General features: G+C 65.3%; 21 protein-coding genes. 9 read left to right on the top strand and 12 right to left on the bottom strand.

Annotation, left to right across the window (positions count from 1 at the left end):
* The 3 genes from G3N99_RS15265 to G3N99_RS15255 all read left to right on the top strand — a co-directional run.
* The coding region (locus tag G3N99_RS15265; protein ID WP_206122802.1) for a zinc-binding dehydrogenase at positions 1–498 on the top strand (498 nt) is incomplete at its 5' end.
* Positions 499–529: 31 nt separating this feature from the next.
* Positions 530–1,405: an SDR family NAD(P)-dependent oxidoreductase gene (locus G3N99_RS15260; protein ID WP_206122801.1), complete on the top strand. Its 876-nt coding sequence runs from the start codon at positions 530–532 to the stop codon at positions 1,403–1,405.
* 5 nt (positions 1,406–1,410) lie between these two features.
* Positions 1,411–2,235 carry an SDR family NAD(P)-dependent oxidoreductase gene (locus G3N99_RS15255; RefSeq protein WP_174940910.1) on the top strand — a complete coding sequence of 275 codons (825 nt, stop codon included), beginning with the start codon at positions 1,411–1,413 and terminating at the stop codon, positions 2,233–2,235.
* A gap of 35 nt (positions 2,236–2,270) precedes the next feature.
* Here the strand turns inward: G3N99_RS15255 and G3N99_RS15250 are convergent, their stop codons facing one another.
* The 6 genes from G3N99_RS15250 to G3N99_RS15225 form a co-directional block, all read right to left on the bottom strand.
* Positions 2,271–2,519 (bottom strand): hypothetical protein, encoded by a 249-nt coding sequence (locus tag G3N99_RS15250; protein ID WP_206122800.1) that lies wholly within the window; start codon positions 2,517–2,519, stop codon positions 2,271–2,273.
* 117 nt (positions 2,520–2,636) lie between these two features.
* Entirely contained in the window at positions 2,637–3,611 is a 975-nt protein-coding gene (locus G3N99_RS15245) for a threo-3-hydroxy-L-aspartate ammonia-lyase (RefSeq protein ID WP_206122799.1), read from the bottom strand.
* Between the two features lie 61 nt (positions 3,612–3,672).
* The gene (locus G3N99_RS15240) at positions 3,673–4,311 is read right to left on the bottom strand and encodes a helix-turn-helix transcriptional regulator (protein WP_011355097.1); all 639 of its coding nucleotides are present in this window, start codon (positions 4,309–4,311) and stop codon (positions 3,673–3,675) included.
* Between the two features lie 62 nt (positions 4,312–4,373).
* The gene (locus G3N99_RS15235) at positions 4,374–4,877 is read right to left on the bottom strand and encodes a YbaK/prolyl-tRNA synthetase associated domain-containing protein (RefSeq protein ID WP_206122798.1); all 504 of its coding nucleotides are present in this window, start codon (positions 4,875–4,877) and stop codon (positions 4,374–4,376) included.
* Between the two features lie 384 nt (positions 4,878–5,261).
* Positions 5,262–6,623 carry an FAD-binding oxidoreductase gene (locus G3N99_RS15230; protein WP_206122797.1) on the bottom strand — a complete coding sequence of 454 codons (1,362 nt, stop codon included), beginning with the start codon at positions 6,621–6,623 and terminating at the stop codon, positions 5,262–5,264.
* Between the two features lie 85 nt (positions 6,624–6,708).
* Positions 6,709–7,308 (bottom strand): hypothetical protein, encoded by a 600-nt coding sequence (locus G3N99_RS15225; protein ID WP_206122796.1) that lies wholly within the window; start codon positions 7,306–7,308, stop codon positions 6,709–6,711.
* Positions 7,309–7,981: 673 nt separating this feature from the next.
* Between G3N99_RS15225 and G3N99_RS15220 the strand changes: the two genes are divergently transcribed.
* On the top strand, positions 7,982–8,671 hold the full coding sequence (locus G3N99_RS15220; RefSeq protein ID WP_206122795.1) for a TetR/AcrR family transcriptional regulator: 690 nt from the start codon (positions 7,982–7,984) through the stop codon (positions 8,669–8,671).
* A gap of 187 nt (positions 8,672–8,858) precedes the next feature.
* Here the strand turns inward: G3N99_RS15220 and G3N99_RS15215 are convergent, their stop codons facing one another.
* From G3N99_RS15215 to G3N99_RS15200, 4 genes are all read right to left on the bottom strand, one after another.
* Positions 8,859–10,250 carry a trypsin-like serine protease gene (locus tag G3N99_RS15215; RefSeq protein ID WP_206122794.1) on the bottom strand — a complete coding sequence of 464 codons (1,392 nt, stop codon included), beginning with the start codon at positions 10,248–10,250 and terminating at the stop codon, positions 8,859–8,861.
* Positions 10,247–11,647: a hypothetical protein gene (locus G3N99_RS41895; protein ID WP_241011653.1), complete on the bottom strand. Its 1,401-nt coding sequence runs from the start codon at positions 11,645–11,647 to the stop codon at positions 10,247–10,249. The genes G3N99_RS15215 and G3N99_RS41895 overlap by 4 nt, the downstream gene beginning before the upstream one ends.
* A gap of 339 nt (positions 11,648–11,986) precedes the next feature.
* Positions 11,987–12,703, bottom strand: a complete 717-nt coding sequence (locus G3N99_RS15205; RefSeq protein WP_206122793.1) for an EthD domain-containing protein — start codon at positions 12,701–12,703, stop codon at positions 11,987–11,989.
* A 50-nt stretch (positions 12,704–12,753) separates the two neighbouring features.
* Positions 12,754–13,266, bottom strand: coding sequence for a nuclear transport factor 2 family protein (locus G3N99_RS15200; RefSeq protein ID WP_174940927.1), 513 nt, complete (start codon positions 13,264–13,266; stop codon positions 12,754–12,756).
* A gap of 212 nt (positions 13,267–13,478) precedes the next feature.
* Here G3N99_RS15200 and G3N99_RS15195 point away from each other — a divergent pair, with 212 nt between their 5' ends.
* From G3N99_RS15195 to G3N99_RS15175, 5 genes are all read left to right on the top strand, one after another.
* Positions 13,479–13,979, top strand: coding sequence for a nuclear transport factor 2 family protein (locus tag G3N99_RS15195; RefSeq protein ID WP_206122792.1), 501 nt, complete (start codon positions 13,479–13,481; stop codon positions 13,977–13,979).
* Positions 13,980–14,029: 50 nt separating this feature from the next.
* A complete protein-coding gene (locus tag G3N99_RS15190) occupies positions 14,030–14,896 on the top strand; it encodes an SDR family NAD(P)-dependent oxidoreductase (protein WP_174940931.1) in 867 nt (288 codons plus the stop codon).
* A gap of 9 nt (positions 14,897–14,905) precedes the next feature.
* The gene (locus G3N99_RS15185) at positions 14,906–15,661 is read left to right on the top strand and encodes an SDR family oxidoreductase (RefSeq protein ID WP_174940933.1); all 756 of its coding nucleotides are present in this window, start codon (positions 14,906–14,908) and stop codon (positions 15,659–15,661) included.
* A 107-nt stretch (positions 15,662–15,768) separates the two neighbouring features.
* Positions 15,769–16,545, top strand: coding sequence for a glucose 1-dehydrogenase (locus G3N99_RS15180; protein ID WP_174940934.1), 777 nt, complete (start codon positions 15,769–15,771; stop codon positions 16,543–16,545).
* Positions 16,546–17,070: 525 nt separating this feature from the next.
* Positions 17,071–18,936: a phosphoenolpyruvate carboxykinase (GTP) gene (locus G3N99_RS15175; RefSeq protein WP_174947537.1), complete on the top strand. Its 1,866-nt coding sequence runs from the start codon at positions 17,071–17,073 to the stop codon at positions 18,934–18,936.
* A 95-nt stretch (positions 18,937–19,031) separates the two neighbouring features.
* On the opposite strand, the gene G3N99_RS15170 is transcribed toward G3N99_RS15175, so the two are convergent.
* Together G3N99_RS15170 and G3N99_RS15165 are read right to left on the bottom strand one after the other, a co-directional pair.
* On the bottom strand, positions 19,032–19,940 hold the full coding sequence (locus tag G3N99_RS15170; protein WP_206122791.1) for an NAD-dependent epimerase/dehydratase family protein: 909 nt from the start codon (positions 19,938–19,940) through the stop codon (positions 19,032–19,034).
* Positions 19,941–19,998: 58 nt separating this feature from the next.
* A partial coding sequence (locus tag G3N99_RS15165; protein WP_206122790.1) for an SDR family oxidoreductase occupies positions 19,999–20,716 on the bottom strand: 718 nt, incomplete at its 5' end.

The following is a 20,716-nucleotide window of genomic DNA, read 5'->3' as shown; positions in this document are numbered from 1 at the left end:
CTCGCGGTGCAGGCCGGCGCACACGTCGCGGCGACCTGTTCGGCGCGCAACCGCGAGACGGTCGAATCGCTGGGCGCGGCGGCAAGCATCGACTATCGCGCGCAGGACATCGCGGCGGCGCTGCGCGCCTGGGCGCCCGGCGGGGTCGACCTCGTGCTCGATGCGGTCGGCGGCGACACGCTGCCCGATGCGCTCGACCTGCTGGCGCCGGGCGGCACGCTGGTGAACATCATGACGCTTGCGGCCGGCGATGCGGAGCGGCTGGCCGCGACGGCCGCCGAAGCCGCACGGCGCGGCCTGCGTACCGCGATGACCTATAGCCGGATGCCGAGCGGCGGCACGCTCGGCCGGATCGCGGCGCAACTTGAAAAGCGCGCGCTGCGCGTGCCGCGTTTCGACCGCTTTCCGCTCGAACAGGCGGCCCGCGCACTCGATCTCGTTCAAACGGGCGAGGCGAAAACGAAGCTGGTGCTTCATGTTGCGGATATCGCCCGCTGAGCGGCCCGCACGCACATCACTGGAGACAACGATGACCGATACCCGAACCGGCGTACTGGCCGGCAAGTGCGCGCTCGTGACGGGCGCAAGCCGCGGCATTGGCCGCGCGATCGCGCAGCGCCTCGCATCCGAAGGCGCGACCGTCGTCGTGACGGCGCGCAGCCTCACGCAATCGGCGACGACCGCCGGCACGCTCGCCGAAACGGTGGCGCTGATCGAGCAGGCCGGCGGCCGTGCGATTGCGCTCGCGGCCGACCTGTCGAACGCGGCCGAGCGCGATGCACTCGTCGGGCGCGCGGCGCAAGCCGCCGGCGGCCTCGACATCCTCGTCAACAATGCGGGCGTGGCCGACTACGCGTGCGTCGACGCGATGCCGATGACGATGTTCGACACGACGATCGAACACTATCTGCGGATTCCGTTCGCGCTGGCGCAGGCCGCGATCCCGCTGATGCGCGCACGCGGCGCCGGCTGGATCGTGAACGTCGGCTCGGTGACGGCGCTGCCGCCGCTGCGGCCTTTCGACGATTTCTCGCGGGTGGGCGGCGCGACCGTCTATGCGGCGGTGAAGGCAGCGCTGTCGCGCTTCACGCAGGGGCTTGCGGCCGAACTCGAAGCCGACGGCATCGCGGTGAATCTGGTCGCGCCGAGCACGGCGATCCGCACGCCGGGCGCCGCGCGCTACATCCCCGAAGGCTATCCGACCGAGGACGTCGCGTATCTCGCCGAAACCGCGCTCGCGCTGTGCCGCCTGCCGGCGCGCGAACGCACGGGCCTCGTCACGCACAGCCTGCATTTCCCGCTCGCGCAGCAGCTCGCGGTGCGTTCGCTGGACGGCCGCACGGCGCCGCCGCCGCCGGTGATTCCCGCATATGCGCATCCCCACATCGACCCGACAGGACTTTGATTGATATGACGAACTCGATTCGCTTCGACGGCGGCACCGCCGTGATCACCGGCGCGGCCAGCGGCATCGGCAGCGGGCTCGCGCGCCACGCCGCCGGGCTCGGCATGCGCGTCGTGCTGGCCGATCTCGACCCGGCGAAACTCGACGCATTCGCCGCGACGCTCGACACCGACGTGCTGTGCGTGCCGACCGACGTCAGCCGGCCGGAAGCCGTCGATGCACTGGCGGAAGCGGCCTGGCAGCGTTTCGGCGGCGTCGACCTGCTGTTCAACAACGCGGGCGTGATGGCGACCGGCTTCAGCTGGGAAATCACGCCGGAACGCTTCGAGCGCAGCTTCGCGATCAACGTGCACGGCGTGCTGAACGGCATCCGCAGCTTCGTGCCGCGGATGCTCGAGCGCAACGTGCCAGCGCGCGTCGTGAATACCGCGTCGGTCGGCGGGTTCCTGCCGAGCCCGCTGATGTCGCCTTACTCGGCGACGAAATTCGCGGTGGTCGCGCTGACGGAATCGCTGTATGGAGAACTGAAGATGTTGGGCGCGCCGGTCGGCGCATCGTTGCTGGCGCCGGGCCCCGTGCACAGCAGCATCTTCAACGACCCGTTCGGCGATGCGCACGACCGGCCCGAGGTGCGCGGTTTCGTCGACACGATGCGCTCGATGCTGAACGCGCACGGACTCACGCCCGACGCGTTCGCCGCGCGAGTGTTCGACGGCATCCGTGAAGGGCGCTACTGGCTGATTCCGCAGCCGGAGACGATCGACGGCGCGCTGCAGCGGCGCACCGACGACATCCTCGCTTCACGCGATCCGTCGCTGCCGTCGTTCTGAGGGCCGGGCGGGGCAGCCGCGCCCGGCGTGCGCCGTCACATGTGCGTGCCGGCGTGCGTGCGGCCGCTCGGGTCGCCGCCGCGATCGGGTGGCGTATTGTTCTGATCGATTTTCGCGAGCACGAAGCCGGCGTGCGGCAATGCGCCGGGCGAGCGGTGCGTCGCCGGTGCGATGGCGTCGTGCGGCGACGCGGTGGGGAAACCGGATGACGTCACGCCCGGTTGAGCGAACGCCGAAAGGGAAGCAGCCGCCAGGGCGGCGGCGACGATCGCGTGCGATTTCATGGTGGCTCCTTCACGACTGACTACGGGACAACGTAATCAGTCTAGGGCGCGAAACTTAACGCGACGTGAAGGATGCGTGCGGCGCGGATGACGAAGTATTCATGCGCGCCGCGGCGTTCATGCCGGCGCCGACACCAGCGCGCAGAAGTTCTCGAGATCGACGTTGCCGCCGCTGATCACCACGCCCACGCGCTTGCCCTGCAGCGCGTCCTTCATCCGTCGCACGGCGGCGAACGACAGGCAGCCGGTCGGCTCGACCACAATCTTCATACGAGTGGCGAAGAAGCGCATGCAGTCGACCAGTTCCGCGTCCGTCGCGGTCAGGATGTCGTCGACGTCGCGGCGGATGATCGGGAACGTCAGGTTGCCGAGGTGCTGCGTCTGCGCACCGTCGGCGATCGTGCGCGGCGTGTCGATATGCACGATCGCGCCGGAGCGGAACGATTGCTGGCCGTCGTTGCCGGCTTCCGGCTCGACGCCATACAGCGTTGCGTGCGGCGACAGCGCGCGCGTGGCGAGCGCGGTGCCCGACAGCAGCCCGCCGCCGCCGAGCGGCGCGAATACCGCGTCGAGCGGGCCGACTTCGTCGAACAGTTCCTTGGCCGCCGTACCCTGGCCGGCGATCACGTCCGGATGGTCGTAGGGCGGGATCAGCGTGAGCCCGTGCTGCGCCGCGAGATCGCGCCCGATCTGTTCGCGATCCTCGGTGTAGCGGTCGTAGGTCACGACCTTGCCGCCATAGCCGCGCGTGGCGGCCATCTTCGCGGCCGGCGCATCCTGCGGCATCACGATCGTCGCGGGAATGCCGAGCATGCGCGCCGACAGCGCGATCGCCTGCGCGTGGTTGCCGGACGAGAATGCGACGACGCCATTGCGGCGCTGCTCCGCGTCGAAACGCGACAGCGCGTTGAACGCGCCGCGGAACTTGAACGCGCCCATGCGCTGCAGGTTCTCGCACTTGAAGAACACCTGCGCGCCGAGTGCTTCGTCGATCGTCCGCGACGTCATCACCGGCGTGCGGTGAGCATGGCCTTCGAGCCGGGCCGCGGCAGCGGCCACGTCGTCGTACGTGGGGGGAGTCGGAGAATTCATGGGTTGCCCGGTGGTCGTAAGAATCGGTCAGCAGAAAAGCAGCGCGTGCCACGCGCTTGCGTCATTTCGCATCGTTGTAGACGGTCGCGCGCGAGACGCCGAGGTGCTGCGACACGATCTCCATCGCGCGGCGCACTTCGAGGAAACCGTCGGCCTTCAGCGTCTGCATCAGCTCGCGGCGCTGGTCGGTCTTCAGTTCGCGCGGCGTCGTCGCGAGGCGCATCGCGAATGCGTCGATGCGTTGCCGGATCGCATCCGCGCCGGCCGGGTCGAGCGTTTCCGCGACGGCTTCGCCGTCCGTGCTGCAGAACTGGTTCAGCATGCCCTGGAAGCCGCGGAACAGCGTGACGTCGGCATTCAGGCACAGCGCGGCCACATAGCGGCCGGTCGAATCCTTGATGCCGATCGACGTGCTTTTCGCGGTGCGGCCGTCGGCGAAGCGGTTCGGGTAGTTTGCGAGCACGGGCGGAAAATCGTCGTCCGCGATGCGGGCGAGGCCGAGCTCGGTCGCGGGATCGCCGACTGCGCGCCCCGACAGGTTGTTGTGGATCGCGAGGATCGCGTGCTTCGGCGTGCGCAGATCGTGAACCACGACTTCGGTGAACGGTGCGAACATCGCGCCGAGCCCTTCGGCAATGCGCTGCACCTGTTCGATCAGCGAGGCCTGCTCGGACAGCACGAGTTTCCGGGTGGTGGTCATGAGGGTTTCGCGGTCAGGTTTCGGATCGATGCGACGGCTTCGGGAAAGGGGCGGCCGGCGTGTTACTCGCCGTCCGTCGCTTCAGGCCGCGTGATGTCGGCGAGCAGCGGCTGCGCGATCCGCACATAGTCGGACGCGTCGAGCACGACGGAGCGGTCGAGCCGGCCTGCGTTGAAAGCGATCTCGGTGTTGCGTTCGACCAGCGCGGGATCGACGACGAGCGTCACGCCGGGGTCGAACACGAACGGCGGCACCGCGCCCATCACGCAGCGCGTGACGGCGGCCGCGAGGTCGGGCGACGCGAGGGTGGCCTTGCGGCGGCCGACCGCATCGGCGACCTTGCGGAAATCGATCTTCAGGTGACCGGGAATCACCGCGAGCGCGGTGGTGTCGCCGCCATCCTTGAACGTGCACAGCATCGCCTTCGCGCCCTGTTCGGGGCGTGTGCCGCGCAGCGCGGCGATCGCGTCGGATTTCCCTTCGGCCGGATGCTCCAGCACGCGGAACCGCGCGCCGGACGTGTTCAGCAGATCGCAAAGCGTATCGAAAACGGGGTAGTCGCTCATGTCGCTCCGGGCAAGTGGGGCCGGGGAATCGGGGCGCGCTCGGATTCGAATGCTTCAGCGTGCCGGTCGATGGAATGTCCAATTATAGACGTTTTGTCATTATCGTGGCAAAGGGGCCGGAGAGCGGGGCGTGAGGGCGTTGCCGGCCGACAGGAGGGGGAATGATGCGCAGCGTCGGGCGGGGGAATTGCCGGTGCTCGGTGGGTGGGGCGCCGCGGCTCGCCATGCGTGGGTCATAGCATAGCGAACTGCGAACTCAAGGCGTTGGTGCTCGACGGTGGGCCTGCCGGCGACGGATGCGACGAGGCGGTACGGTGATCGCCACGTGAATGCGCCGCCGGCGTCACGCCACCGGCTGCGACGGGAACGCGCCACCGCCCGCCGTTACTTCGTCAATCCTCGTTCCTCCCATCGATCCCACGTCTTCAGCGCCTGACGAGCCACCCTGCCGAACAGAAACGACAGGGTGTCGCTCTTCATCGACATCGATTTCCTGTTCACGATCCAGAAGTCCGTCAACGTCGATTGCTTTCCGCTCAGCAGATCCGCGATCGTCCGGCCATTGAGGTGCGTCAGGGCGACGCCATGACCGAAACATCCGCCCGAGTAGATGATGCGTTCGTCGTCGATGAAGCCGATCTCCGGCACCATGTCCATCGTCACCGAAACCGGGCCGCCCCATCGGTAGTCGATGCGCGTGTTTCGCAGCTGCGGGTAGATCCATTTCAGGTGTTCCTCGCAATGCCGCCACGTTGCGGGGGCGGGAACTTCGTCCATCGCATCCGTCCGGTAGCTGATCGCGTCGCCGCCGCCCATGAGAATGCGGCCATCGGCCGTCGGCCTGAAATAGTGCAGCATCTGCCGGTTGTCCCCGAACGACTGTCGCGCCTTCCAGCCGATGCTTTCCCATTGCGCATCGCTCAAGGGCTCGGTGACGACCTGATACGTCCAGAGCGGATACTGGCGCGCTTTCAGCTTCGACGAGCCGGGAACCTCGCGAGAATACGCATTCGTCGCCACGACGATCCGGTCGGCCTCGATCCGGCCGTGCGGCGTTGCGATGCGTATCGCCAGCGGCGTTCTTTCCAGGCTCGTGACAGGCGTCAGCTCGTAGATCGAGACTCCGCTCGACATCGCCAGCGCCTTCAGCGCCCGGACCTGCTTGCAAGGGTTGAGATACCCGGTGTCCGACTCGTAGATGCCGCCTGCGAAACGTTCCGAATGGAAGTCCTGCTGGAACTGGTGCGCACTGCGCCACACCATGTCCGCGTCGATGCCCAGCTTCTGGAACAACTCGAGCGTCTTCTGCATGCGGCCCAATTGCTGCTTCGTGTAGCTCGCTCGGACCAGGCCGCCATGGCAGTAGTCGGACTGAAAGCCATGCTCCTCGATGAGGCTGCGGGTGTGCGCCACGGCGAGCTTCAGGTAGTGATGGGCATCGACCATCTTTTGCTTGCCCCAGCGCAGCAGGACCATTTCCGGCTCCAGGCCGAACATTTTCGTGCTGAACCCGGCGTTGCGGCCGCTGGCGCCGAATCCCACGATGGCGGCTTCCAGCACGACGACTCGCGCGTTGGGATTGTCCGTCTTGAATTGAAACGCGGTGTTCAGCCCGGTGAAGCCACCCCCGATGATGGCGACATCGACCTTGAGATCGCCGGACAGCGATGGATTGGGCGAATATTCTCCATAGGCTTGCTGCCAGAACGACCTGGCTTGAAGCAGTGATGTTTGATCGAGTGCCATGGCGATGCTCACATGTGGGGAGGTCCGGTCGCCGCTCGACGAACGATGCAGGGGCGTAGCGGCAGATCTCACGGGTTGCAAAGGCTCACGCCTGCTGATGTTGGTGATTAATTTCGGTATGCAGAATTATGTGCTCGTGCCGATGAATGAACGCATCGACGCGGCTTGCCAGCACTGCGTCATCTCCGCCCAGCGAGCGCCTCATCATGTCGATCTGAAACTCCTCCTGATCGACCATGTAATTCAGAAAGGCGCGCGAATCGGAGGGGCCGATGTCGCGTAGGCGCCGCAACGTTTCGCAGTAGGCGATAGTCTGTGCGTACACGTGCTTCAGGAGCGGATTCAGCACACACGTCGGGACTGAACCGATTACCCATGCCTTCGCCCGCGTGGCCAGCCTGGGAGAATCATCCAGGCCCCAGCGCGTTGCCGCAGCGTGGTAGATCGGTGCATTGAACGCTTCCAGTTTCAGATAGGCTGCCCACAGTCGTTGCCGAGGATCGCCGTCGAGACGCCCCGCAAGTTTTCCAATGGCACGCAAGGCGAAGGCGCGGTTCTGGATCTCGTCATGAAATCCATCGGTAAATGCGTTGGTCGGCATCAAGAATTTCCGCTCGTGTATGGCCGGTGCCTGACCAGGAGAGCCTGCTCCCGGCCATGCCGGCACGTCGATCGATTCGAACAATCACAAAGTAATCCTAATGATTGAGGGCTGACGTCCCTCAATGGTCGGATCAATGGGCTACGTACTCATTGGCTGGAAACGCCGTCCGTCCCGTGCTCGACAACGTTCGTACCGCTTTCCGAAAGGCAAGCGATCCTCGTGAGCGCGTTTTGAATGACGCCGGGCAATCTGCCCCGCATACCGTCGCCGGTGCGTACTGACGATAATATGTCACGTGACCTATTTGTGCAACATCAGCGATGAACGCGCAACGTGGATCACGGAACCCGGTTGCGGCCGTCCAGCCCAGCGCCACGAAGCTGGAGGCGCGGTTCTTGAGTCATGAAGGGGGGGGCGCTCGTCACTACACCGGACTGTTTCCCGGGGAAGGCTTGCGCAAGTGGAAGACAAGCGAGGATTTCCCGAGAAGACGAACCGGGAGCACGTCTTGAGTACGTTCGCCAATGGGTATCGTCTCGTCTCCCCCGTTTCGAAACCTGCGTAGAATGTCGCCGTCAGGTTCGGCATCTCGGCTCCCACAGTGGAACCGACGCCTGGAAGCCGACGGTAAATGCGGGTCGGCCGACACGGCCCTATGTCGGATATCGATGCTTTTGCAAAATCCGGTCGACCAACCTATATTCCCGCTCTCGGTGTATCGAGCGGACCCGGCTCGCGTGGTATGCGACCGGGCATGAGCGGCGCCGAAGCGTCATCAGTACCATCGCCCCGGGGCATGCGCACGGGGCAGCAGGAGGAATTCTTGAAGAGGGCGGCTCTCGATAACGGACGCGTCTTGACCGAACGCGGCAAGAACGCGGTGAACAAAATCATGGTCAGTGCGATCGAGATCTTCGTGGACGAAGGCTACGGTGGGCTGACCATGCGGAAGGTCGCGGCAAAGGCGGGATTGGCGCTGTCGAACCTGCAGCACTACTTTCCCACGCGCGAAGACATCTTCGAGGCCATCCTTGCCGTGACGAGGGAGGCGTACGCCAATACGTACGACAGCGTGCGCGCGGATGCGTCGCTGACACCCGAGGGCCGCCTGGAAAAAGTGGTCCGACTGTTGCTCGAAGACGGAAAGCAGCCCAAGACCCAAAGCCTGTTCGTGAACTTCTGGGCACTGGCCCAGACCCAGGAGTTCGCGCGAAAAATGCTCGAAGAGGGGTACGGATTTCAGCGGAGCGTGATCGCGGGATTCATCGAAGCCGTAAACCCGGCGCTGTCACCGGCAGTGCTTACCCGGCGAGCTGCACTGGTGACGGCGCAGATCGAGGGGCTCATCGTGTTGATACCGCAAAGGAATCGGTTCCCGTCGGATATCAAGGGAATCGAGGACGATGTGGTGATGGCCGTTCTGGCTTTGGCCAAGGCGCCTTGAACTGAATCGCTGCGGCGGTTTGGTGTCGGCCCGGTGCAGTGCATCGACGTGGCTGCTTTCGTCGTTGAAGATCGATCGCTATGGCGCCGAGGCAGCGCTTCCGTCGCCGCCCATCATTCCGTGGCCGCCCGCGACAACTCCAGGGATCGACAGGAGGCGGCGAACATGCCCGGGCGAGATACCGGCGTCAGCATCCGTGTATGTCATTGTTTGCCGTGCCGCACAGAAACTGTCTCGATTCCTCGGTAATGAGAGAGTTGACGCTTGCCTTGCCAACGCATTCCGCCGCACGACCGACCGGCACGGGTCCGTCGAACACACCGGCTTTGACCATGCGGCTCACGATGGCGACGAGTTCATGCGTTTCGTTCGGCGCGCCATTGAGGTGCCCGGAGAATATCGCGCCGCCTGAATCGCCACGGCAACTGGTGCCGACGCCGGCCGGCTGTAGATAGATCCATCCGCCACTGCCTGGGTTCTGGGTCGACTCGGACAACGAATTCCATCCCAGTTGCGGGTTGTCGCCCGGAACATCGTTGATGGAACCGGTGAATCCATAACCGATGATCGAAACCGGTGTGTTGGCCGGAGGCGGCTTGCGAGTCAGTGACACGACGTGCCCGGTTGGCATACCGTCGTAATCGACCGCCAGAATCGCCTGGTCCGCGACCGCATCGGGCGTGGCGTCCGATGGCGTGGCGGCCCAGCGCGGACTCACGAAGATCTGCTTGATGCCGCGCGCCTTTCGCCCGTTGATGGAGACGTTCGAGCCGTCCAGTGCTGTCGCGGAGAACCCGTCCTTCCCGGTCTCGCCATACTTGTAGAACCGCAGGCGATCGGGTGCGACTTTCTGATTGTTGGCATCGTCCGTCACGCAATGCGCGGCGGTAATGATCCAGTTGCGGGTCGCCAACGTACCCGAGCACTGGTATTTTCCGTCCAGACTGATCGCAACGATATCGTCGAAGCCGGCAAATTCGTAGGGCGTTGCCACGTGGCTGTTGGCGGGGTGGTTATCGTGTTGGTCGACATGCGGCGGAGAATACTTCGGGTCCTTGCCGGTGTTTGAGCAAATCACCTGGATCTCCGGTCCACCGAGTCCAAGAGCGGCCAGCGCCGGAATGCTGTAGAGCTGCTCCATGCGACGCTTGAGATCCGGATCCACGTGGGGGCTTACCGCGGCAAGGGCCAGCGTCGATCGCGACGCGGCGAGGAGCGTGCCGCAATTGCCGGAAGCGTTTGCCAAAGTCAGCAGCGCGGCGCGGGTTTTGACTTCAGCATCGAAGCTGCGCTTGACATCGAGCGGTATGGCGCCGTTCACGATCTGATCGGCGGTGACGCGTGCCCGAAGCGATTCGGTCAACGTGTTCATCACCGGAGCGGGCAGTGCGGCAGTGGCGGGCAGCGTCGCGTCTGCGGCATCCGCCTTGCCGAGTGCTTCCGCGACGAGCGGGATGACGGCGCGCGCCACCCGCGCATGCTCGTCCGCGGCCTGGCCGTGCGCGTTCAGCGATACGGCTGCGAGCAGCGTTGCCGCTGTCGTCAATCTTCCGGCACGTGATGCGCTCGCCTTCATCATTGACATTTCCCCACGACGGTTCCGTTTGCTTCGCGGACGGCCTTCTGCGCGCTCAGGCAATCGGAAATGGCCTTGTTGTCATTGGTGACCTGCTTCGCCGCATCCTGTGCCGCGTTTGCATCGGCAGCCGCGGCGTCCGTGCGGGCTTTCTTACGCGCATCACGCGCCTTCTGGAGCGCATCGAGATCGGTGTTGGCCGTGCTGGCCGCCTCCGGTGCGATCGCGTTCGACTTCAGTCCAAGCTTGTTGATTGCGCCATCCGACGACAGCGCGATCGTCGCGGTTTGCGTTTCGAACATTCTGTTTCGGAGCGGCAGGATCACGTAGGAGCCGAGCTGAGGCACCGTTTCTTCGCTCACGTGAAATACACCATGGGTGCTGTACCCGGATGAGTCAGCGCCACTGGGCGTCGGATCGGGACAGACTTCGTCGCATGCTTGCAAGAGGCCGTACGCAGGTTCGCGAAGGATGATGCCCTCGACGGACGCATTATCAAGGGTCGTCTTTTTCTGCGGCACGACCGGATCGATGCGAAGTTCAGTTTTCAGCGACCTGAGAATCACGTCGTCGCTCGCGTTCGGAATCTCGATCGTGTCCTGATTCTGGTCTTTATTGTTCAGTGCCTTGTAGCCCAGTGGGGTGAGCCATTTCTTCAGGATCTGCCTGGGATAAAAGTGTCCGGTAATTTCGGAATGTTTGGGATCAGCCGTACTGCCGAGCTGAGGACGCCACACGAACACAGTGCTGAAGGTCGTGGCAGAACTGCTGTCCGGCGCGGCGGCCGCCTGCGTGGCGGAGGCGGCATCGGCGGCGCTGGCCGACGCGGGCTTCGTGGCACTCTTGGTCTTGCCGGAACCTGGAGCTTGAGATTTGCGTTGCGCACTCAGCGCCTTGAGCACGTCGGCATTGCACATGTCCTTGGTGGTCGGGTTCGACCCGGCGTCGGTCAACGTCACACCGCCTGCCAGTGACGCGATCCGTAGCGCGGTTCCGACCACGGCGGTAATCGTGGGGCCCGTCTTGTCCGTGATCGTGGCGTTGATCGACTTCAGCGTCGAATTATCGAAATTCTCCACCGTCAGATCGGTATCTTTGAAGAAGTTTCTCAACGAAGAGTAGGGAATGTAGTAACGCTCAGAAGGGTCGGGCTGTGTCTCGGACGTGATCGTGATCTGCTTGTTCGCCTGAACCTGAAGCGATCCGTCTTTCAGCAATTCACATTGCGTGATCGTGTACTTCGCCGAGACGATATAGATCTTCTGGGGGAGAGAATAGGGAATGCCGTAAATCGGCGAGGAATCGTCCGGACGTTTGACCGAATAAACGGAAGTGCAGGATGACAGAACGAAGGGGACGCTCGAAACTAAGCCGAGCCAGGCGGCACGTTTGCTTGCCATTTTTGCCTTCCCCTTTTTTGGTTTTCTTCAGGACGGAAGTTCGTCCGATATTTGATTGATTGTTAAGTCCGAACGAGCAAAAATGCCACTGCTGAGGGGGAGAATAGGAAACGTTTCAGGCTTTGTCTAGAAATATGGCGGTGCGATCCGTGGTCGGTATCACAGTGACTGGAACCGTATCCATGTCTGAGGCTGCCGGGCGATTGCGCATCGAGAGCACAGAGGCTGGACATTCGGGATCGAAACAGGCCGGCGATACGCAATCGCGTATCGCCGGGTCCGACATGAACATGGCAACCCTGCTCAACGAAGGCGACCGCGCGAAGCGGTCGCCCGACCTCACCCCCGCACAGCCTTCACCACATACTGACTCGTCGGCACCACATCGATCTTGTCGAAATCGATGAAGCGCCCGCAGCTGTCCATCATCTCCGCCACATTCCGTTGGAATTTCTCGTCATCACCGACCGCGTCGAAGAACGCATGCGGATCGGTCATCGCGGCCGCGGGAAAGCACTCCTCGACGATCGCGTCGTATCCCGGCGCCGCATGCGTGAGCGCGCGCACGACGACGTTCTGCACGTACAGGAAATTGTCCTGCGTATCGATCGCGACGCGCGTGTGATGCCCGTGCCACACGTCCAGCCATGCTTCGTGCGTCAGCCGCGGCGGCCGCTTCAGGAAAGCGAGCTGGGAAAAACCCGTCGTGCGCTCACCTGGCCGCGCCGGAAAGCGGGAATTTGGAATCGGCTGCGACTCGGTGACGAGATACGCAGCCATGTGCGGGACCACACCGCGCACCGCGTCGTCGAACGGCTGGCGGAACATCGCGTTCGCGCTATCGAGCCACACCGCGACAATCCCGTCGATGCCCGGGTGTGTGTTGGTCTGCTTCAGACCGGCGGCCGGCGCGACATCCGCATCGGCGACGTTCACCTGCACGCCGTGCGCACCGAGCGACAGCAGCTTGTCGGCGAGCTGCGCGCGCACCGTGCGGCTCCACTGATCGGGCGCGACCTGCGCGTCGCGCCACAACACGTAAATGACTTTCTCCATTGCTCCGGCTCCAGGGGGAATGACGGGATCGGCGGCGGTGCCGCCGGGGTTCAGGAAGCGGTTTCAGGCGATCCGGCGGTCTGGTGCGCGCCCGGCGCGAACCGATTCGCGGTCAGCGAGAACGACGGCGGGATCGGCGACGTGACGGTTTCGAACAACCGCTCGTGACGCGTCGCGTGAATGCGCCATACGCCATCGCGTTTCACGTACTGATCGTCGTAGAACGCGGTGCCGTGCAGCAGGTAGTTATCCTCAAGATTGATCGCGTGATCCTCGAGAAACCACACGCCGCACGCGTGATCGGCCGAGACCAGCGTGAGCTCGGGATGATGCCCATGATGCATCGTCAGGAAGGTCGGCTTGCCGATCAGCGCGCGCAGGCTCGACACGAACGCGTCGCGGCCGTCGTACGCATAGCGGCCGCCGTACAGCCGCGCCTCGCAGTCTTCGGTCAGGCAATCGGCGAGCAGCGCCCAGTCGTGCGTGTCGACCGCGCGGAAATACCGGTACTTCAACTGTCGGATCTGCTCGTACTCATGGAGCGTGCGGGTCGTGTCGTCCATCGCCGGGTCTCGTGGTGGTGTCGTTCGATGGTAGGAACGAAGCCGCCTGCATCACATCGTCTGTTCGGACGAATGCGGCGCACACATGCGGTCGGCGCCACCGAAGCGAATCACGGGTTTCATCCGAACGGGTGATGGCCGATGCATCGCGCGGCGGTAACGTGGCATCGACGCGGCCTTCGAACCGCGCCGGCACCGAACAAGGAGACAGGATGACCCTCATCGAATCGCTGGAAGCGCGCGTGCGCCGGCTCGAGGACGCCGACGCAATCCGCCGGCTGAAGGCGCGCTATTTCACATGCTGCGACCGCAAGGATCCGCAAGGGATGCGCGACTGCTTCGCGCCGGGCCCGGTGCAGATCGACTACGGCCGGATCGGCACGTTCGACACACGCGACGCGCTCGTCGACGTCTTCGCGCGACTCGGCTGCCATCCGCACATCGTCGAGATGCACCACGGCGTGAATCCCGAGATCGAGGTGCTCGACGCTACGCATGCACGCGGCACGTGGGGCCTGCACTACCAGATGATCGACACGAACGCGCGCACGCTCACGCAACTTGGCGCGTACTACGACGACGAATACCGGAAGGTCGACGGCGAATGGAAGATCGCGGGCACGCGCTGCGTCGTCACGTCGACGCTGTCGGCCCGCTACGAAGGCGATGCGCCGGGCGTGCTGTTCGCCGGCGCGCAGCCGCCGGCCGCCTGACGCACGCCAGCGCCACGCATGGGGCGCACATTCCACAGGAGACATCGAACATGACACAGAACCACGATGCGCCGGTCGCCGTCGTGACGGGCGCATCGCGCGGCGCGGGCAAGGGCATCGCGCGCGCGCTCGGCGCGGCCGGCATGACCGTCTATGTAACGGGCCGCTCGCAGAACGAAGGCGATGCGCCGCTGCCCGGCACGATCCACGAGACCGCACGCGAGATCGACGCGCTCGGCGGCCGCGGGATCGCGGTGGCCTGCGACCACGCGGACGACGCGCAGGTGAAGGCGCTGTTCGAGCGCGTCGAACGCGAAAGCGGGCGGCTCGACATTCTCGTCAACAACGCGACTTACCTGCACGATCAGCTGATCCTGCCGGGCCCGTTCTGGGAGAAGTCGCTCGATCTCGTCAACATCCTCGAAGTCGGGCTGCGCTCGGCCTATGTCGCGAGCTGGCACGCGGCGCGCCTGATGGCGCAGCGTCGCAGCGGGCTGATCGCGTTCACGTCGTCGTTCGGCGCGAGCTGCTACATGCACGGCGCGGCCTACGGCGCGCAGAAATCCGGCGTCGACAAGTTCGCGAAGGACATGGCCGTCGATCTGAAGCCGTTCGACGTCGCGGCCGTGTCGATCTGGATGGGCCCGCTGCGCACCGAGCGCACGACGCGCGTGTGGGAAGAACACCCGGATCTGTACAAGGAATTCTCGCTCGTCGCGGAAAGCCCGGAGTTCACGGGCCGCGTGATTCATGCGATCCACGGCGATCCGCAGCGCATGGCGCTGTCGGGGCAAGTGCTCGTCGGCGCGGAAGCCGCGCTGCAGTACGGGATCGCCGATCTCGACGGCAAGCAGCCGCCGTCGTACCGCGAACTGCTCGGCGGGCCCGTGCAGGCGCATCCGGCGATCGTCGCCTGAGGAGCGCACATGAGCATCCTGAAAGGCAAGGTGGCGCTCGTGACGGGCGCGGGGCAGGGCGTCGGCCAGGGCGTCGCACAGGCGCTCGCCGCGGAAGGCGCGCAGGTTGCGGTGGTCGGCCGTACCCGCGACAAGCTGCTCGCGACTTGCGAGGCGATCCGCGCGCGCGGCGGTGTAGCTGAACCGTTCGTGTGCGACGTAATGGACGCTACGCAGATCGAGCAATGCGTCGACAGCGTCGTCGCGCGATTCGGTGGCGTGCAGATCCTGATCAACAACGCGCAGGTCGTGCCACTCGGCCGCCTGCTCGACGTGACCGACGCGGATTTCATGGCGGGGCTCGAATCGGGGCCGATCGCGACGCTGCGGATGATGCGCGCGTGCCATCCGCATCTGAAGGGCGACGGCGTGATCGTCAATTTCGCTTCGTCGGCCGCGGTGCGCTGGGACGCGTCCGGCTATGGCGCGTATGCGGCGACCAAGGAGGCGATTCGTGCGTTGACGCGTGCGGCGGCCTGCGAATGGGGTGCGGACGGCATCCGTGTGAACGCGGTCGCGCCGCATGCGTTGTCGCCGGGCCTGAAAGGCTGGGTCGATGCGAATCCGCAGGAAGCCGCCGCGTTCTTCCGCACGATTCCGCTCGGCCGCGTCGGCGACTGCGAGCAGGACATCGGGCGCGCGATCGTGTTCCTGGCGAGCCGCGATGCCGCGTACCTGACGGGCGCGACGCTGCCGCTCGACGGCGGGCAGGCTTACTGGGGCTGACGGCGGGGGCCAACGGCGCGCGGCGCTGGCCGAGTGCCAATCATGAACCGGCAAGCACGCCCGCATGCGCGCGGCAGCCGGAAAACCGGAATCGAAGAGAGGACGACATGGGTCGACTGGAAGGAAAGGTAGCGATCGTCACGGGTGGTGCGCGTGGCATGGGCGCGGCGACGTGCAGGCTGTTCGTCGAGGAGGGTGCGCGCGTCGTGATCGGCGACGTGCTCGACGCGGAAGGCGAAGCGCTCGCGCGCGAGCTGGGCGACGCGGCGCGCTTCATGCGGCTCGACGTCGCCGACGAAGCGAGCTGGGTGCGCGTGACCGACGCGACGATGGAGCAGTTCGGCCGTATCGACGTACTGGTCAACAATGCAGCCGTGCTGACGTTCGGTGGTATCACCGAACTGTCGAAACGCGATTTCGAGCGCGCGGTGTCGATCAACCTTGTCGGGACGTTCGTCGGAATCCGGACCATCGCGCCGCACATGATCGCGCAGAAGAGCGGGTCGATCGTCAACATCTCGTCGGTGGACGGGCTGCGCGGCGTGAATGCGCTGGCCGCGTACGTGTCGAGCAAGTGGGGCGTGCGCGGGCTGACAAAGGTCGCGGCGCTCGAACTCGGCCACCAGGGCGTGCGCGTGAATTCGATCCATCCGGGCGGCGTGAACACCGCGATGTCGAACCCGACCGGCGCGCCGCTCGAGGAAATCAACAAGCACTATGCGAACGTGCCGCTGCAACGCGTCGGCCTGCCCGACGAAATCGCGCGTGCGACGCTGTTCCTCGCGAGCGACGAAGCGTCGTACTGCAACGGCGCCGAGCTGGCCGTCGACGGCGGGATGGCGGCAGGCGCGTATTACCCCGGATTGCCTGGCGCACCGTTTTGAGCAGGGGTGCTTGCGACACGCTCACGTCAGATGTTTGTGTACGCAACCTAATTCAGGGTTTGCCTGAGTAGCGAAAACGTGAATTCACCCGGCCCGCGTTCGCGCTGGCCCCACGCGGGAGCGGCGCGCCGGATTTGCCGCTTCCGCGAAACCCTTGCCGGACGGCCGTCCCGGCCGTTTTGTCCCCAAAGCGCACGCAATGGCGCTGTAAAAAGCACGCACAGGCAACCGGCGTGCCGGCGCGCCGACATAGTTGTTTCTTGTTGCAACGCAACGTTTGCCGAATAACGGCGATGGTATGCTGGCCGTCATGGAGTTGTACGGCAGGTTGCTTGTATGGCGAAACTCGCGTTCGCAATTACTAAAGAGACATCACCTTCTCTCGCATGCATCGCGGCATCGACGCGCGCTCCGCTCGCGCGTCCCGCCTTGCGTGCCGCCGCACCCTGCGCTCCAATCGCATCCCCCATCTCGCGGGCTCGCCCCGCAACCCCCATCCCCGCCCAATAATCTGGAGACATCCTCATGTCGCAAAACACTTTGGCCGAAGCAACACACGGCCCGCTGATCGCTCCACCGGCTTTCGTCAAACATCGCAAGCTGATCGACTGGGTGTCGCGCATCGCGGCGCTCACGGAGCCCGAGCGCGTCGTGTGGTGTGACGGTTCGCAGGAAGAAAACGACGCGCTGTGCCAGGCGATGGTCGACCAGGGCACGCTCACGCGCCTGAACCCGGCGAAGCGCCCGAATTCGTATCTCGCGCAATCCGATCCGTCCGACGTCGCGCGCGTCGAGGATCGCACGTTCATCTGCGCGGCCTCGCGCGATGACGTCGGCCCGACCAACAACTGGATCGAACCCGCCGAAATGCGCGAGACGCTCAACGGCCTGTTCCGCGGCTCGATGCGCGGCCGCACGCTGTACGTCGTGCCGTTTTCGATGGGCCCGCTCGGCTCGCCGATCGCGCACGTCGGTGTCGAACTGTCCGACAGCCCGTACGTCGCCGTGAACATGCGGATCATGACGCGCATGGGCCGTGAGGTATATGACGTGCTCGGCGAGGACGGCGAGTTCGTGCCGTGCGTGCACAGCGTCGGCCATCCGCTCGAAGCCGGCCAGCAGGACGTGCCGTGGCCGTGCAACCCGGTCAAGTACATCGTGCATTTCCCCGAAACGCGCGAAATCTGGAGCTTCGGCTCGGGCTACGGCGGCAACGCGCTGCTCGGCAAGAAGTGTTTCGCGCTGCGTATCGCGTCGACGATGGGCCGCGACCAGGGCTGGCTCGCCGAACACATGCTGATCCTCGGCGTGACGTCGCCGGCCGGCAAGAAGTATCACGTCGCGGCTGCGTTCCCGTCCGCATGCGGCAAGACCAACTTCGCGATGCTGATTCCGCCGCAGGGCTTCAACGGCTGGAAGGTCACGACGATCGGCGACGACATCGCATGGCTGAAACCGGGCCGCGACGGCCGACTGTATGCGATCAACCCGGAAGCCGGCTTCTTCGGCGTCGCACCGGGCACCGGCGTGAAGACCAACCCGAACGCGATTTCGACGCTCACCGAAAACGTGATCTTCACGAACGTCGCGCTGACGGAAGACGGCGACGTATGGTGGGAAGGGCTGACCGACACGCCGCCCGCGAAGCTGACCGACTGGCAGGGCAACCCGTGGACGCCGGAAATCGGCAAGGAAACGGGCCGCAAGGCCGCGCATCCGAATTCGCGCTTCACGGCGCCGGCCGCGCAGTGCCCGTCGATCGACGGAGACTGGGAAAATCCGGCCGGCGTGCCGATCGACGCATTCATCTTCGGCGGCCGCCGTTCGACGACCGTGCCGCTCGTGACCGAGGCGCGCGACTGGGTCGAAGGCGTGTACATGGCCGCGACGATGGGCTCGGAGACGACTGCTGCTGCGGTCGGCCAGCAGGGCATCGTGCGCCGCGATCCGTTCGCGATGCTGCCGTTCTGCGGCTACAACGTCAGCGATTATTTCGCGCACTGGCTCAAACTCGGCAAGCAGCTCGAAGGCGCGGGCGCGAAACTGCCGAAGATCTATTGCGTGAACTGGTTCCGCAAGGATGCGAACGGCAAGTTCGTGTGGCCGGGCTTCGGCGAGAACATGCGCGTGCTGAAGTGGATGCTCGATCGCTTGGAAGGCACGGGCGGTGGCGGCGAGCATGCGTTCGGCGTGTCGCCGGCGTATGAAGACCTGCACTGGGACGGCCTCGATTTCACGCGCGAGCAGTTCGATGCGGTGACGTCGATGAACGCCGACGAATGGCGCGAGGAGCTGAAGCTGCATGCAGCGCTGTTCGATACGCTGAAGCTGCGCCTGCCGGCCGAAATGACTGACACGATGAAGAAGATCGAGCAGCGCATCGGCGCCTGACGGTCCGCATCGACGGAGTACCCCGACGTCCCGCTGCCGGCTGTATCGCCGGCGGCGGGACGTTTTTGCATCGGCGCCACGCACGCGCCGTTCGTTTATTGCGCGCGGCAATGCGCGACGACTTCGTCCACCGCGCGCTGCACGTCGCCGCGCCGGTAGCGCAGCAGCGCGCTGTCGGCCGGATCGGGCTCGTACGACACGACGTTGCCGCGCCCCGTGTAGATCGCCATGTCGGGCAGCAGCGGATGCTCCTGGTCGAGCGACGGCACGTCCTGCGGATTGCCGGCCGCACGGAAGAAGGCCGCGAAGTAGTCGGCGAAGCTGAGGTTCTCGTCGCCGACGAGGTAGGCCTTGCCCGCTTCGCCGCGCTGCAGCGCCCCCCAGATCGCTTCCGACAGCGATTGCGTCGAGATGAAGTTGCTGCCGCCGGCCGGCCCGAACACGGGCAGCCCCGCGAACTGGCCCTGCGCATAGCCGGTGTACGCCGCGAACATCTCGTTGCGCAGCCCCGGCACCGATCCGACGACGAACGGTGCATTGACGCTGCAGACGGCGAACGACGGCGTCGCGAGCGCACGCACGCGTTCGTCGGCGAGATGGCGCGAGCGTACGTACGGCACCGTGTCGACGAGCGCCGGCGCGACCTGCGGATAGAAGCTGCCCACCAGCACCGCGCGCTTCACGCCCGCGTCGCGCGCCAGCGCGAAAAAGCGCGGCACCGCGTCGACGTTCGCGCGTTCCCAGTGCGCGGCTTCGTCGGTGCCGGGCGGCAAGTGGCGAATGTCGTTGCCGGCGGCGAACACCACTGCGTCGAACGGCGCGAGATCGTCGCGCGTGAAGTTGCCGGCCACGTAGTCGCGCAGCAGCACGTCGAACTGGGCGAGCGCGCCGCCGGGCGCGGGCGGCTTGCGCGCGGCGAGCGTGACATGGTTGCCTTGCGCGTGCAGGTGCAGTGCGGCATGGCCGCCGATGAGGCCGGTGCCGCCGACGATCAGGATCTTCATGGTGTCTCCGGTAGCGGCGCAACCGCGCCGCGTGAAATGAACAGGCGAGCGGTGCCGCTCAGAAGTTGAAGCCGTTGCCCGTGACGACGGGCATGTTGGTCCAGAAGCCGTTCGGGTCGCGATACCAGCCGGCCGCCGCGAGCGCACCGCCGTCGACATGCAGCGTCGTGCCGGTGACCCACGCGGCGAGCGGGCTCGCGAGGAACAGTGCGGCGCCCGCGATATCGCCGGCCGCGCCGAAGCGCCCGAGCGGGATCCAGCGCGGGATGTGCTCGCGATGCTCGGCCGCGACCATCGCGCTGACGGGCACCTGCGGCGTCTCGGTGGTTTCGGGAGCGATCTGGTTCACGCGAATGCCGGCCGGCCCGAGTTCGAGGGAAAGGCTTTTCGTGAAACCGGTCAGCGCGGCCTTGAACGATGCGTACACGGTGCAGTTCGGAATCGCGCGAAAGCCTTCGATCGACGACACGCCGACGATGCTGCTGCCCGCGCCGCGCTTGCGCAGCAACGGCAGCATCGCGCGCGTGACGATGAAGACCTGGCGCAGGTTCACATCGAACAGCCGTGCGATGTCGTCGTCGGTATAGTCGTCGAACGGTTTCGCGATCTGCAGGAAATCGCCCACATTGTTGACGAGTACGTCGAGGCCGCCGAAACGTGCGTCGACGGTTCGCGCGAATGCGTTGACCTCGTCGCGGCGCGTGACGTCCACGGTGCCGACGAGCGCATCGACGGCCGCCGCTTCGAGCGCCTGGCGCACGTCCTGCGCGCGGGCA

It is taken from the genome of Burkholderia sp. Ac-20392 (assembly GCF_017104585.1).
Classification (GTDB): domain Bacteria; phylum Pseudomonadota; class Gammaproteobacteria; order Burkholderiales; family Burkholderiaceae; genus Burkholderia; species Burkholderia lata.
The sequence above is the reverse complement of the archived record's forward strand: the minus strand, read 5'-3'. Positions and strand labels throughout refer to the sequence as shown.

What these genes read in the sequence shown, in the direction of transcription:
- G3N99_RS15260 (WP_206122801.1), top strand. Translation starts at nt 530, where the DNA reads ATGACCGATACCCGAACCGGCGTACTGGCCGGCAAGTGCGCGCTCGTG.
- G3N99_RS15255 (WP_174940910.1), top strand. Translation starts at nt 1,411, where the DNA reads ATGACGAACTCGATTCGCTTCGACGGCGGCACCGCCGTGATCACCGGC.
- G3N99_RS15250 (WP_206122800.1), bottom strand. Translation starts at nt 2,519, where the DNA reads ATGAAATCGCACGCGATCGTCGCCGCCGCCCTGGCGGCTGCTTCCCTT.
- G3N99_RS15245 (WP_206122799.1), bottom strand. Translation starts at nt 3,611, where the DNA reads ATGAATTCTCCGACTCCCCCCACGTACGACGACGTGGCCGCTGCCGCG.
- G3N99_RS15240 (WP_011355097.1), bottom strand. Translation starts at nt 4,311, where the DNA reads ATGACCACCACCCGGAAACTCGTGCTGTCCGAGCAGGCCTCGCTGATC.
- G3N99_RS15235 (WP_206122798.1), bottom strand. Translation starts at nt 4,877, where the DNA reads ATGAGCGACTACCCCGTTTTCGATACGCTTTGCGATCTGCTGAACACG.
- G3N99_RS15230 (WP_206122797.1), bottom strand. Translation starts at nt 6,623, where the DNA reads ATGGCACTCGATCAAACATCACTGCTTCAAGCCAGGTCGTTCTGGCAG.
- G3N99_RS15220 (WP_206122795.1), top strand. Translation starts at nt 7,982, where the DNA reads ATGAGCGGCGCCGAAGCGTCATCAGTACCATCGCCCCGGGGCATGCGC.
- G3N99_RS15215 (WP_206122794.1), bottom strand. Translation starts at nt 10,250, where the DNA reads ATGATGAAGGCGAGCGCATCACGTGCCGGAAGATTGACGACAGCGGCA.
- G3N99_RS41895 (WP_241011653.1), bottom strand. Translation starts at nt 11,647, where the DNA reads ATGGCAAGCAAACGTGCCGCCTGGCTCGGCTTAGTTTCGAGCGTCCCC.
- G3N99_RS15205 (WP_206122793.1), bottom strand. Translation starts at nt 12,703, where the DNA reads ATGGAGAAAGTCATTTACGTGTTGTGGCGCGACGCGCAGGTCGCGCCC.
- G3N99_RS15200 (WP_174940927.1), bottom strand. Translation starts at nt 13,266, where the DNA reads ATGGACGACACGACCCGCACGCTCCATGAGTACGAGCAGATCCGACAG.
- G3N99_RS15195 (WP_206122792.1), top strand. Translation starts at nt 13,479, where the DNA reads ATGACCCTCATCGAATCGCTGGAAGCGCGCGTGCGCCGGCTCGAGGAC.
- G3N99_RS15190 (WP_174940931.1), top strand. Translation starts at nt 14,030, where the DNA reads ATGACACAGAACCACGATGCGCCGGTCGCCGTCGTGACGGGCGCATCG.
- G3N99_RS15185 (WP_174940933.1), top strand. Translation starts at nt 14,906, where the DNA reads ATGAGCATCCTGAAAGGCAAGGTGGCGCTCGTGACGGGCGCGGGGCAG.
- G3N99_RS15180 (WP_174940934.1), top strand. Translation starts at nt 15,769, where the DNA reads ATGGGTCGACTGGAAGGAAAGGTAGCGATCGTCACGGGTGGTGCGCGT.
- G3N99_RS15175 (WP_174947537.1), top strand. Translation starts at nt 17,071, where the DNA reads ATGTCGCAAAACACTTTGGCCGAAGCAACACACGGCCCGCTGATCGCT.
- G3N99_RS15170 (WP_206122791.1), bottom strand. Translation starts at nt 19,940, where the DNA reads ATGAAGATCCTGATCGTCGGCGGCACCGGCCTCATCGGCGGCCATGCC.